Below are 13,373 nucleotides of genomic sequence, written 5' to 3'. Positions count from 1 at the left end.
ATATTAGTGGTTCGGCCACTAACATCAAACTGTAAACATGGAACGGTACTATTAAAATTCTGCGTTTTGTGGTGTTCTTGGGAAAGGAATTACGTCACGGATATTACCCATACCTGTAACAAATAAAACCAAACGTTCAAAACCTAGTCCAAATCCAGAGTGAACTGCACTACCGAATCGGCGTGTGTCAAGGTACCACCATAATTCTTCTTCGTCAATTCCTAATGCTTTCATTTTTTCAATTAAAACATCAAGACGCTCTTCTCTTTGTGAACCACCAACAATCTCGCCAATACCAGGGAATAAAATGTCCATAGCGCGTACGGTTTCTTTTCCAGGTTCGGTGTTGTCGTTTAGACGCATGTAGAACGCTTTGATTTTAGCTGGGTAATCAAATAAAATTACCGGGCATTTGAAATGCTTTTCCACTAAGAAGCGTTCGTGCTCACTTTGTAAATCGGCACCCCATTCTTCAATAAGGTATTGGAATTTTTTCTTTTTATTCGGTGTTGAGTCTTTTAGAATATCGATAGCTTCAGTATAAGAAACACGTTTGAAGTTGTTGTCTAATACGAAGTTTAATTTCTCTAACAAGCTCATTTCACTGCGTTCCGCTTGAGGTTTTTGTTTTTCCTCGTCTGCCAAACGACCTTCTAAGAATTTTAAGTCGTCTGCACAGTTCTCTACAGCGTATTTGATTACATATTTAATGAAATCTTCGGCTAAGTCCATGTTGTCTGCCAAATCATTGAAAGCAACTTCCGGTTCGATCATCCAGAATTCCGCCAAGTGGCGTGAAGTGTTGGAGTTTTCAGCACGGAATGTTGGTCCGAAGGTATATACCTGACCTAAAGCCATAGCATAGGTTTCAGCTTCTAACTGGCCTGATACGGTTAAGTTAGTTTCTTTTCCAAAGAAATCTTCTTTGAAGTTTACTTTTCCGTCTTCAGTTCGTGGCGTATTATCAAACGGTAATGCGCTAACTTTGAACATTTCCCCTGCACCTTCAGCATCCGAACCTGTTATGATTGGTGTGTTAACGTAAACAAACCCTTTTTGTTGGAAATACTGATGTACAGCAAACGATAATACGGAACGTACACGCATGATCGCGCCAAAAGCGTTGGTGCGAACGCGTAAGTGTGCATTTTCGCGTAAGAATTCCAATGAGTGTTTTTTGGGTTGCATCGGGAATTTTTCTGCGTCAGAATCTCCTAGGATTTCCAATTTTTTTACTTGGATTTCGTATTTCTGACCTGCGCCTTGGCTTTCTACAAGCTCACCGCTTACGCAAATTGCTGCACCGGTTGTAATTCTTTTTAGCGTGGTTTCTGGTGTGTTTTCAAAATCGACTACACACTGAATATTATGAATTGTTGAACCGTCATTCAACGCAATAAATTGATTATTTCTAAAAGTTCTTACCCATCCTTTAGCTGTTACTTCTTGTAATGTCTTCGTACTGTTTAGTAAGTCTTTAACTTTTGTATGTCTCATTTAAAATAGGAATTTAAAAAATTAGAATTCAGGAGGCTGAATCTAAAAAACAATTTCTTAATAATCAGCAAATATAGTGGATTTGTGTGAAAAGTGAAAGGTAGAAATGAAAGAGCTACAGATGTATTTTTATGCTCTTTTCTGATTTGGAATGCAAAACACTAAAAAATTGATTTTCAGATAGTTGTGATTTTTGTGTGTTTTTTTTGCATCCTAGTTTGGATTTAATTGATTATTTGTCAGCGAATTATGAAAAAACATAAAGAATATTGAATTGTTCTATTTTGAGTAAACTTTGCACTTTTGTTAAATAATGTTTAATAAATAAAAAATTATTATGAATTTTATTTAAAGTAAATACGATTTTTCGTTACGTTATTGATAATTATTCATCGATTAACGTTTTTTTAACAAATAGAAAATATCTCTAGCGGAGTTTGGACTTTATCTTTGTAAAAAAATATAAACGTCTACAAATGAAAAATTTAGCCCTAATTTTTACCTCAATGATAGTATTGCTATCATCATGTAGTCCTGAACCTGAGGATGACCAAAACATAGTTGAACCTACCTTTATGTCGGGAGATATTAACAATGTTGCTTATACAAATTTAAAGCCTCAAACGTATATTGATGCCAATTCTTTTCAGACTGTTGTTGAAAATTACAAAAAGAATCCAACTTTAGATTATAATTATTTATTGCTTCAGGGTTCGGATATCACTCTAGCAGATACTCCATCGAGTAATTCGGTTGTAATCAATATCAGAATTCCTCAGTCGAAATGGGCTGTTGGAACTTATACGATTAATGACGAGATTACTACGGGTATTAACGGATCTGATATTGTTGCGGGTTTGGTTCACATTGGTGAAGGTAAGAAAACCAAGTCTGTTTCCGGAACTTTGACAATAACCGAATTTGATCTGGCTACTAAAGTTGTAAAAGGTACTTTTGCTTTTACTTATATGATTGATAGCGGAACTGAATTGGTAGGACCATTTCAATTGAATAATGGAGTATTCAAGTATGAATTAGACGCCTCGTTTTTCAATTAATAGTTTTTAATATAGAAAAAAGCACCGATAGCATCGGTGTTTTTTTTGTTTCAATTTGTTTGGTTGTAATGTTGGTTTTTGTTCATCACGATAGTTTGGCTTCAATTGTTGTTTCTCGTTTTTTTTGAAATATAGTCGTGTCAAATATCTAGTTTAATCGTATTGTAAGAATATAATTTAGATAAAAAAGCACCAAAATATTTGGTGCTTTTTTATTATTTGAACAAGTATAGATTTTTTACTTCTCTTTCTTTTCTATTGCTTCGACTTCTTCGTCGCTAGGTTCGAGAATGTCTATGGTTGGTTTGATGAATTCTTGTTCGTTGGCTAAAGTTCTGTTTAGTGAAAGGACTAACGAAGGTAATAAAACCAGATTAGAAAGCATTCCGAAGAAGAGCGTTAACGCAACTAATCCTCCAAGTGCGACTGTGCCTCCAAAGCTAGAGAGCATAAATACCGAGAATCCGAAAAACAGTACAATTGATGTATAGAACATGCTAATGCCGGCATCATCGAAAGTGGCGAATACCGATTTTTTTATCTTCCAGTCGTTACGCGATAATTCGAGACGGTATTGTGCTAAGAAACGGAGCGTGTCGTCTACAGACATTCCAAAAGCGATACCGAAAACCAAAATAGTAGAAGGTTTTAAAGGAATGTTCAAAAAGCCCATTAAACCAGCGGTCATTAATAGTGGTAATAGATTCGGTATGATTGATACCAGTACCATTTTAAAAGAACGGAACATGATAGCGACTAAAGCTGCGGTCAATCCAAAAGCCATAAGCAAAGAGGAAAGTAAATTGTCTAGCAAGTATTTAGTTCCTTTATGGAATACCGATGGTTTTCCTGTGATGATTACTTCGTAACGAGGTGATGGGAATACTTTGCTGGCCTTGGCGCGAATTTGCGCTTCGATTGCTTCCATTTTTTCGCCATTTTCGTCTTTGATGAAAGTTGTGATTCTAGCATATTGTCCAGTAGAATCGACGTAGCTTTTCATTAGGTTTTCCTTTGAATTCTGCGTTGCGTTTTTAGCATAAGATAAGATAAAAGCTTGTTCTTGTGCTGTTGGCAATTCGTAAAAATCAGGATTATTGTTGTAGTAAGCCTGTTTGGAATATTTTACCAAATTCACTACCGAAAGTGGTTTGGACAACTCAGGAATTTCCATGATGGTTTCTTCCAATTCTTCCATACGCTTCAGGGTTGATAATTTCATAACCCCTTTTTTACGTTTGGTGTCAATCATGATTTCTAAAGGCATTACGCCATCGAATTCTTTTTCGAAAAAACGGATGTCTTCGAAAAAGGCAGTCTTTTTAGGCATATCCTCAATGATGCTTCCGGATATTCTCATGCGGTGGATGCCGATCATTCCGATAATCAATAACGAAATAGCTACGATATACACGCCTACACGGTTGTATTTTACGGTATTGACAATCCATTTGAAAAATGAGGTTAGGTATTCTCTTTCCAAGTGTCCTAAATGTCTTGGGATAGGTGCTGGGATATAGCTAAAGAAGATAGGGATAATGACCAAGCACAATAAATACAGCGTAATGATGTTCACTGATGTTACGACACCAAACTCTGTCAATAATACATTGTTGGTGGCTATAAAAGTAGCAAAACCCAATGCTGTTGTTAGGTTGGTCATTAGTGTTGCCGTTCCGGTTTTGGTAATTACACGTTGAAGTGCTTTGGCTTTGTTGGAATGCTTTTGGTATTCTTGATGGTATTTGTTGATCAGGAAAATACAATTTGGAATTCCGATTACGATTACCAAAGTAGGAACCAAGGCGGTTAAAACAGTTATCTCATAACCTAGTAATCCTAAAAGCCCAAAAGACCACATTACACCAATAATTACTATGATTAAAGAGATGATAGTGGCTCTTACCGATCGGAAAAAGAAAAAGAATATTAGTCCGGTTATAAGTAATGCGGCACCAATAAACAATCCGATTTCGTCAATGATTGTTTTGGCATTCAATGTTCGGATGTAAGGCATTCCAGAGACATGAAGCTCTATATTGGTCTTGTCTTTGAAATTTTTTATTTCAGGAATCAACGAGTTGAGAATGTATTCTTTTCTAGCTTTTGTGTTGACAATTTTCTTGTTGATGTAAATGGCCGAGCGAATGGCTCCTGATTTTTTGTTGAAAAGCAGTCCTTCGTAAAAAGGAAGGTTGTTGAGTAATTCTTTTCGAACTTCTTGTAAATAGTTCGGGTCATTGATTTTATTAGAGTCGACTAAATTCGTTAACTGAAACGATTTGAGTGTGTCGTTTTTGGTCAGTGTTTTAAGATTATCTACCGATATGATTAAATCTACTTCTTTATGGCTGTTGATGCTCTGCATTAATTCGTTCCAAGCTTTAAATACTTTTGGGGTAAATAAGTTGGGGTCTTTAGTAGCAATAACAATTAGGTTGCCTTCCTCGCCAAATTTGTCCAGAAATTTATCGTAGTCTACATTAACTTTGTCGTCTGCGGGGATTAGATTGGCTTCCGATTGGGTAAATCGAATCTTGTTCCACTGTGTAGCAAAAAGGAACGTGATCAAAAGAACACCAAGTAAAATAATAATTCTGTTTCTTAAAATGATTCGGGCAATTAGTTCCCAAAAACCTATGCTGAGTAATTTTTTCATATAACCAAAGTGGTTGACAAAGGTAAGTAAAACCTAAAGAATTAAGAAGTTGAAGTGGATTTTTTCCAATGCTATGAATATGCTTTTTAAATTATAATGAATATTTAATAGATTGTTTTTATTTCAATGGTTATTTTGCCATCTTTGTTGTCAATAGACTCGACTTGACACAACTATGAAAAAGTTAAAAAACGCCATCTTTTATTTTGTTTTCACTGGTGGATTCATTGCTCTAATGTATTGGATTGTAGGACAGGGGAAATCTCTTGAAATAGGACGTAAAGTGATTGCACCGACTTCCAGAAATACGGAATGGCATCAATTTTTAGAGTCGTTGATGCATAATGTGCATCATCCATTGGCTATTTTGCTGGCGCAAATTATTACCATTATTATTGTTGCTCGTTTCTTTGGCTGGATATTTAAAAAAATAGGCCAACCTTCTGTAATCGGTGAAATTATAGCAGGTATTTTTTTGGGGCCATCACTTATTGGTCTTTATTTTCCTGAGTTTTCACAGGCATTATTTCCGAAGGAATCTTTGGGGAATTTACAATTTCTAAGCCAAATAGGATTAATCTTGTTTATGTTCGTTATCGGAATGGAACTCGATTTGAAAGTGTTGAAAAATAAAGCGAACGACGCTGTTGTGATTAGTCATGCGAGTATTGTATTTCCTTTTGCATTGGGAATTAGTCTTGCTTATTTTATATACCATCAATTTGCGCCTGAAGGTGTTGAGTTTCTTTCGTTCAGTTTGTTTATGGGAATCGCGATGAGTATTACTGCTTTTCCGGTTTTAGCTCGAATTGTCCAGGAACGTGGAATTCATAAAACCCGATTAGGAACAATCGTTATCACCTGCGCAGCAGCCGATGATATTACAGCTTGGTGCTTACTGGCGGCTGTAATCGCCATCGTAAAGGCGGGAAGCTTTGTGAGTTCGCTTTATGTAATTGGCTTGGCTATTATTTATGTGGTGGCGATGCTTTTCTTGGTAAAACCGTTCTTGAAAAGAGTAGGGGATTTGTATTCGAACAATGGTAATTTGAGTAAGCCGGTTGTGGCGATATTCTTTCTGACGTTAATTATGTCCTCGTATGCTACTGAGATTATTGGGATTCATGCTTTGTTTGGTGCTTTTATGACGGGAGCAATAATGCCTGATATCTCGAAATTCAGAAATATATTTATCGAAAAAGTAGAAGACGTGGCGGTGATTTTATTGTTACCGTTGTTCTTTGTTTTTACGGGATTGCGTACCCAAATCGGGTTGATTAACGATCCGTATCTTATGAAAATAACAGGATTTATTATTCTAGTTGCTGTTGTTGGAAAATTTATAGGTAGTGCTTTGGCTGCTAAATTTGTGGGCCAAAACTGGAAAGAAAGTTTGACAATTGGTGCATTGATGAATACCCGTGGATTGATGGAGTTGGTGGTGTTGAATATCGGATACGATTTAGGTGTGTTAACTTCGGAGATCTTTACTATGATGGTTATAATGGCCTTAGTGACGACATTTATGACAGGTCCGGCTTTGGATTTGATCAATTGGATTTTTAGATCGGAAGAAGTAGTGCTGCCGGAAGAGGTTACCAGCGAAAATAATAAGTACAAAATTTTGATTTCCTTCGGGAATTACGAAAAGGGTAAATCGTTGTTGAAATTAGCCAATAGTATGGTGAAAAAGCAAAAAGAGGCTTCTACAATTACAGCGATGCACTTGTCGGTGAGTGATGAAATGCATGGGTATAATATTGAAGAGTATGAAGAAGAAACATTTGTACCTATCATCGAAGAATCGGTAGCATTGAATCAACCAATAAGTACTATTTTCAAAGCTACAACTGATATTGAAAATGATATTGCCGAAATTGCCTCCAAAGGGGATTATGATTTACTTTTAGTTGGTTTAGGGAAATCCATCTTCGAAGGATCTATCTTAGGTAAGGTTATCGGGTTTACCACAAGAATTATAAATCCGGATCGTTTGTTGGATAAACTGACTGGTAAAGAGGGTTTGTTTGCCAATTCGATATTTGATGAACGTACGCGTCAGATTATTGCCAAAAATAAAACGCCACTTGGTATTTTGGTGGATAATGATCTTCACAACGCAGATAAAGTTTTTGTGCCTTTCTTTACATCAGAAGACGCCTTTCTGGTGGATTATATACAGAAGTTTATATTCAATAATAATTCCAAGGTGAATGTTGTGGATGTGAAAAATCAGATAGAAAACACTTTTTTAATTAAAAGTGCTATCGATACTTTGGAGCAAAAACACCCTGATAATATTACGCTAGTACATGAAGAAAATGTATCAAAGCCATTTTTAATCAAACAAGATTTAATGGTGATTAGCTTGGACAGTTGGAAAAATTTAGTGGATTCGCAAAGTGAGTGGCTGGACAATTTGCCTTCGGTCTTAATTATTAAACCCTAAATTGATTTGAACACTTAGTTTTATGGCTAAGTTGTCTTCGAAGTTGGGAAGTTGATTTGGACCATAGCGGTAAAAAGCATTAAATCCAATTCCTTTAAAGATTTGATTCAATTCAAATCCGGATTCCATATATCCTTTTTCAAGTGTTTTGAAGGCGATATTCAAATGTTTTTCTTTGTTGTCTAATGTTCCTATTCCATATCGGCTTACGAGTGAGAAAACGGGTTTTACCTGCCGACTGATTTCTATTTTTGGAAATTGATGTTCCAGTTGGAAAAAAGCAAGCTTGTTAGAGAAAAATTCATTAAAATACATGGTTTCAAAACTATCATGCCCTGCAAAAGTAAGTCTTTGCAAAAGTCTTTCTTTGGTCAAGTTGTTTGGTGAATGATTGTAAAGATGAGTTAGAGGAACATCACCAAAAGTATATTGGGCTTCGGCCAAGAAAAGCAATTTGTGGTTCGAATTGAATTTTTTCTGTAAATCGAATCGTACATCGATTTTTCCAAAATCAAAGTTATTTCTCCATAAACCTGGAATCGATTTCGAAAACTGAATAGTAAATTTAGGATATTTTTTTTCAATTTCAATCTTGCCATTCGGTGTTTGCATGTACTTGCTGAAAGGATTCCATTGTAGGGATGCGGTAAAAATTGTCGCTCGGAAATCGGTATAAAGTTGGTTGTTATTTTCGAACTGATAATTGAATTTAGGTTCGATATAACTTTGTGTAATCTGAAAGATACTTTCGGTTTTGGGTACGAATTTAGTTTCTATGAATGCTTTCCAGGTTTCATGGTTGTAGAACGTACTAATGTTGAAGGGTCTAGGGTCGTATATTTTGAATACTTTTTTGTCGATTTCAAAACCCGTATTAGCGATTTCGGAAACGTCGTCTTTGTAAGAAATGCCCAGCCATGTTTCAGTTTTTTTGTTGAGTTTAACAGAATTGGATAGCATTCCTTTGAAATAGCCATCCTTTGTTCCGTAAGCAGCATAGCCTTCCAATTTATAGTACTTCGATAGTTTTTCATTTGTAACGCCGCCTAAACCTATTCTAATGCCTTCGTAGTTGTTGTATTTGAATAGGTAACGTAAATCGAAATCAAAAAAGGAAACCGGGTAGTATCCTTTTATTATTTTTCGACCAATTCTAATTTTACGCTCAATTTTTTTAGCTTCTACTAAACTGTCTACTGAGACATAGGTTGGATTGCTGCGCAAATCAATAGTGTCGTTGAGATGGGCGTACCATAGATTTTCTTTTTTACCAATAGCTCTTTCACTGATTTCTACTGAAATTCCTTTGGTTTTCAATGGTTGAAGATGGTCAGTTTTAAGGCCGTAAAATTTGGTCTTGAAACGTATTTCAATAAAATCGGATGCGTTTTTTTTGTTTTCCGCAAGAAACAAAGGGTTGTTGCCTTCAAAAGTGATGGTTTCGCCTAATATTTTTACCGGATTTTTGCTTTTTCCTTTTTTGATGGTTAAGGATGATTTTAGCGGAAACCAATTATTAGTTTGAGTATCGAAAAAATAGTCATGAACCGAGTATACATTGATGATGCCTACCGATTGTAGTTGCATTTTGGCAATACTGAATTTTTCGGCATCAATGTATAGTTTTCCGGTAAGCATATTGTTTTTCTTTCCGGATTTGGGTTTGAAATTAATGGCGATGACTTTTCGATCGCTAAATTGGGTGAGTTCTTCGAAGGTATAGTCGTATTGCTTTAAGCCAGATCTTGAAATTGGACTGGCAAAATCCTTTTCAGCCAAAGTGAACTTGTTTTCATAGGGTGAAAACGGCTGAAGCTGTAATGCGAAATATTCGTATATGGGTTCTTGAAAACCAGCCATTTTGGTGGCTAAAACCTTTTCTTTGTTTTTGTTTTTTTCGTGGTAAAAACGTGAAAGTTTTTCGGTTTGGTAAAGGTGTTGTTTGCTAATTTTTCGTTTGAAATTATAATCGGAAGAGTCAAGTTCAACCAAGACTTTCTTTCCTCTTTTCGTTTTGAAAATAGAGTCAATTTTTCCTTCAACCTTTTCGGGATCGGCTGTAATAATAAGTTTGGTATACGCTAGTATTTCAAAATTATGGTTGTTTTGGTTGGTGGAAAGAATGCATTTTTTAATGATGTTCTCTGGGGAAATTTTACTTTCCTGAGCGAAAGAAATCTGGCAGGAAGCCAGCACAAGCAGTACCCAAAAAAATGTAGTATTCTTAACGCTCATTAAAAATGTGGGATTATAGAGCAAATATAACGGTATTTGCAGGAAATAACCTTTTGTATTTCAGATTATTTAACGTTTCGGGTTACTCTAGGACAAATGAGGTTTTGAGAACTAATTTTGATCTGTCGAAAACATTGACGAAGTAAGTGCCTTCTTCCAATTCGGAAACAGGTATTTCTTGTTCTATTTTTGTAGTCTTACTTTCGTATTTTACACTGCTATAAGCGCTATAGGTTAGGATGTCCTTACCGAATTTTTCTGTTTTTTTTGTGCCGATGACGTTGTTTTTCGTGTCTATGATTTGAATGTAAATGTCTTTTTTTGACGGTTTGGCAAATTCATTTTCAGCAATCATAAAACTAATTTTTAGAAGATCTACTCTTCTTGCTTTTTGAGTTTCTATATTTTTCCCCGAGCTTTTAACTTTTAAAGTAGCTGTTTGTAAGTTATAGTAATACAATTTGGAAGCAGAGGTTAGCTTGGTTTCCAGTTTTTTGTTGACCTTAACCAAGGTGTCAGCTTTTATTTTTTCTATTTTAAGTGCCGTTTTGGTGCTGTCTATTTTCTTTTTGTATTCTTCAATTTCGTTGGTCAACAACTGAATTCTTCCATCAATGTCATTGGCATTTTTTTGGTAAACAATGATGGTTTTTTCAGTAGCGTCTTTGTTTTTTAAGTCGGCGATAAGCTTCTTGACTTTTGCTTTTTCCGATTCCAATTTTTGGGAAAGCGAATGGTTGGAAGTCAAAGTTTGGTTGAGTACCGTTTCTGATTTTTCCAAATCCTTTAAAATCTCCATTTTTTGTTCTCTTAGGGAAATAACCATATTTCTCGTACGGTCAGATATTTTATAGATGTAAAAAAAACTGCCTAAGAGTGTAGTGGTTAACAGAATAATGATAATCTTGAAACTATTGTTGATTTGTTTCCTTGTTTTCTTTGACATGGTTTATGGTGATTTTACCGCTGTGCAATTTAGGTTATATTTTTTTGAATAGCTTCCATTTTTACTTTTTTATCCAGAAGATAATAGAGTGAAATCCCGATTAGTCCCACTACACCCATCAACAGCCAATTGGAAAAATAACTGAAAGATTTGATGACAGTAAGACCTATTTTTGGGCTCGTAATTTGCGCTACACTAAAACTCATAGTATATAAGGCCATGTATTTTCCTTCATGCCCTTTTAAGGCTCTGGTAAAGGCAAAAGTATTTGAAAAGGAAAACAAAAGAATTTGTCCCATGGTAATAAAGGTAATACTTATAGCCATAACCCCAATGGATTTTGAGATGAGTAGACAAAAAAAGCCTGTTGTCATGAAAATAGATCCGGCCAAAATAATTTTTGTTGCTTCGTATTTCATTTTTTCAAGATAACCAATGAGAGGCATCTCGAAAAGGAAAATCAATAAACCATTTAAGGATAAGAGCATTCCTATCTGAAACTCGCTTAGATTTAATTTCTGTGTATTGTAAAGCGGAATGGTTGTAAACAATTGGAAAAACAAAAAAGCAGTGATGAAACTAGCAAAAAGGAACAAGATGAAGTTACTGTCATACTTGTTGTTTTCTAAGATAATTTCTTTTTGCTTTTTGCTTCTTTGAATTTTCTTTCTCGCTTTGTATATTTTGCTTTCATCTATCAGTAACATAAAAGTGGAGATGGCGATAACACACGTCAGACCATCAATCCAAAAAAGCAGGTCGTAATTTCTATCTCGAATTAACAAACCGGCAATCATTGGACCGGATACGATTCCTAGATTAACGGCCAATCGAATTAAAGTCAATGCTCTAGTTCTGGTTTCGTCGGTTGTGAAATGAGAAACCGCAACATACATTGCTGGTTTGTACATATCAGCTATAGCAGTGATAACAAATAAACCGATACAGAGTTCTGTAAAATCGTATAGGAACATCAATGCGATGATGCCAAAGCCTGTGAGAAATAGACTTGATAGCATGATTGTGTAAAAGCCAATTTTGTCAGTCAATTTCCCGCTTAACCATGAGCCTGCTAATGATCCACCACCAATACAAGCAAGCATCCAGCCTATTTCTGTGATGTCGAAATAAAAATTTTCGCTGAGGTATTTGGTGAGAAACGGCATAACCATTGCTCCGGTTCGGTTGATATAAGTAATCAGCGTGAGTACCCAAACCTCTCTTGAGAACCCTTTGAAATTATCAAAGTATGAGTTTAAGTACTTTTTCATGCCGTAGGTTTTGTATTGCTCATGGCTTGGGGGAACCATGAGCAATGGTAGATTGTATTTAGTGTATCTTTTTTACTTTTTTAGAACGATCGGCAATGTAAGATACCAACCATGCAATTTGTCCTTCTTTAGCAAAGTATAGTTTTTTGTCATTGATATCTGGAATGGCTTCTAAACAAACCAATAAGATATTGCTGGCAGAGATAAGGTATTTTTGAGAATACGTTTTCAATACTTTATCCACATTTTTATCTGTTTTTGCCAATTCTTCAAAACGTTTGAAATTGTTTTTCAATACAGCGTCGTAATTGATTACATCTTCTAATTTGAACTCGTTGAAGTGTTCTTTGGCTTCACCATTGGCAAGAGTATAGAAAGCCCATACGGCACCACCTGACATAAAGACTTTTTCTTTTTCCAAAGCAACTGGTTTAGAGCCATACATTGCGTTTACTTGTTCTCTTAAAGTAGGTAAGAATCCGAATGATTTGATGTTGAATTCTCCAATTTCGTCATTTCGTGTTTTTTTGATAACAGCCTCCGTTAGCGTTACGGTTCCGTAGTTTAAGCTTAATGGAAAGAAAACAAAATTATCACTGTTAAAAACATCTACATAGCCGCCTTTGGTATTTCCGCCTCCGATGTCCAATACCATCGATTTTTCATAATCAACTGGCGGGATACATCCTTTTAGTAACATTCGCCCTTCTGTTTGAGCGTCAATGAATTCTAAATCTTTGTTGGTGAGAAGTTTTACTTTGTCGACTAATTCTTGTGTGTTTTTAGCCATTGCAACTCCTGATGATCCTACAATAAAAATGTTGGAGTCGGGAACATTGATTTCATTTTTGAATTTTTTGTAATTTTCCAATACGACAGCTCCAGCTTTGTCGATGTCTTCTTTGGATAAATTACCGTCGATTGAAATTCCTTTCGCAATTCCAATATTTTCTGTCCAATAGGACTTGATGTTATAACTCCCTTTTTTGATGTTATACACGTCCAAAACCGACATTTTTATTCCTTTACTTCCAATTTCTATTCCTGCAAATAAGTTTTCTTGAGCGAATAGGTAGGTTTGGAAAACAAGTAAAAATACGGTTAATAGCTGTAATTTGGTCTTTTTCATTGGGTTTTCAGTTTATTATTGGTTCATTTGTAAGGCTATCAAAATTATTAAAATTTTGTTAATAATAGTAATTAATTTATACAACAACAAAAAAATCCGCAAAATGCGGATTTTTTAACATTGTATGTC

8 protein-coding genes are annotated in these 13,373 nt (G+C 35.4%); 2 read left to right on the top strand and 6 right to left on the bottom strand.

Translation table 11 applies throughout. The annotated features are described in order from the left end of the window. Positions 1-51: 51 nt before the first annotated feature. On the bottom strand, positions 52-1,497 hold the full coding sequence (asnS, locus tag ACFO7M_RS02515) for an asparagine--tRNA ligase (protein WP_379718469.1): 1,446 nt from the start codon (positions 1,495-1,497) through the stop codon (positions 52-54). A 476-nt stretch (positions 1,498-1,973) separates the two neighbouring features. Here asnS and ACFO7M_RS02510 point away from each other — a divergent pair, with 476 nt between their 5' ends. Further along, on the top strand, positions 1,974-2,555 hold the full coding sequence (locus tag ACFO7M_RS02510; protein WP_379733857.1) for a hypothetical protein: 582 nt from the start codon (positions 1,974-1,976) through the stop codon (positions 2,553-2,555). 238 nt (positions 2,556-2,793) lie between these two features. On the opposite strand, the gene ACFO7M_RS02505 is transcribed toward ACFO7M_RS02510, so the two are convergent. Then, complete coding sequence (locus tag ACFO7M_RS02505; protein ID WP_379733855.1) at positions 2,794-5,214, bottom strand: efflux RND transporter permease subunit; 2,421 nt, start codon at positions 5,212-5,214, stop codon at positions 2,794-2,796. Positions 5,215-5,389: 175 nt separating this feature from the next. Between ACFO7M_RS02505 and ACFO7M_RS02500 the strand changes: the two genes are divergently transcribed. Continuing rightward, positions 5,390-7,663, top strand: coding sequence for a cation:proton antiporter (locus tag ACFO7M_RS02500; protein WP_379718478.1), 2,274 nt, complete (start codon positions 5,390-5,392; stop codon positions 7,661-7,663). On the opposite strand, the gene ACFO7M_RS02495 is transcribed toward ACFO7M_RS02500, so the two are convergent. From ACFO7M_RS02495 to ACFO7M_RS02480, 4 genes are all read right to left on the bottom strand, one after another. Then, positions 7,646-9,898, bottom strand: a complete 2,253-nt coding sequence (locus ACFO7M_RS02495; RefSeq protein WP_379733853.1) for a DUF5686 family protein — start codon at positions 9,896-9,898, stop codon at positions 7,646-7,648. The two genes, ACFO7M_RS02500 and ACFO7M_RS02495, sit on opposite strands and share 18 nt — an antisense overlap. A gap of 82 nt (positions 9,899-9,980) precedes the next feature. After that, complete coding sequence (locus tag ACFO7M_RS02490; protein WP_379718484.1) at positions 9,981-10,844, bottom strand: hypothetical protein; 864 nt, start codon at positions 10,842-10,844, stop codon at positions 9,981-9,983. A gap of 29 nt (positions 10,845-10,873) precedes the next feature. Next, entirely contained in the window at positions 10,874-12,115 is a 1,242-nt protein-coding gene (locus ACFO7M_RS02485; RefSeq protein ID WP_379718487.1) for an MDR family MFS transporter, read from the bottom strand. Between the two features lie 58 nt (positions 12,116-12,173). Then, complete coding sequence (locus tag ACFO7M_RS02480) at positions 12,174-13,244, bottom strand: exopolyphosphatase (RefSeq protein WP_379733851.1); 1,071 nt, start codon at positions 13,242-13,244, stop codon at positions 12,174-12,176. Positions 13,245-13,373: the final 129 nt, after the last annotated feature.

The sequence above is a fragment of the Flavobacterium sp. GCM10023249 genome (assembly GCF_042653365.1).
In the GTDB taxonomy this organism is placed as follows: Bacteria; Bacteroidota; Bacteroidia; order Flavobacteriales; family Flavobacteriaceae; genus Flavobacterium.
The sequence above is the reverse complement of the archived record's forward strand: the minus strand, read 5'-3'. Positions and strand labels throughout refer to the sequence as shown.

What these genes read in the sequence shown, in the direction of transcription:
- ACFO7M_RS02510 (WP_379733857.1), top strand. Translation starts at nt 1,974, where the DNA reads ATGAAAAATTTAGCCCTAATTTTTACCTCAATGATAGTATTGCTATCA.
- asnS (WP_379718469.1), bottom strand. Translation starts at nt 1,497, where the DNA reads ATGAGACATACAAAAGTTAAAGACTTACTAAACAGTACGAAGACATTA.
- ACFO7M_RS02495 (WP_379733853.1), bottom strand. Translation starts at nt 9,898, where the DNA reads ATGAGCGTTAAGAATACTACATTTTTTTGGGTACTGCTTGTGCTGGCT.
- ACFO7M_RS02490 (WP_379718484.1), bottom strand. Translation starts at nt 10,844, where the DNA reads ATGTCAAAGAAAACAAGGAAACAAATCAACAATAGTTTCAAGATTATC.
- ACFO7M_RS02485 (WP_379718487.1), bottom strand. Translation starts at nt 12,115, where the DNA reads ATGAAAAAGTACTTAAACTCATACTTTGATAATTTCAAAGGGTTCTCA.
- ACFO7M_RS02480 (WP_379733851.1), bottom strand. Translation starts at nt 13,244, where the DNA reads ATGAAAAAGACCAAATTACAGCTATTAACCGTATTTTTACTTGTTTTC.
- ACFO7M_RS02500 (WP_379718478.1), top strand. Translation starts at nt 5,390, where the DNA reads ATGAAAAAGTTAAAAAACGCCATCTTTTATTTTGTTTTCACTGGTGGA.
- ACFO7M_RS02505 (WP_379733855.1), bottom strand. Translation starts at nt 5,214, where the DNA reads ATGAAAAAATTACTCAGCATAGGTTTTTGGGAACTAATTGCCCGAATC.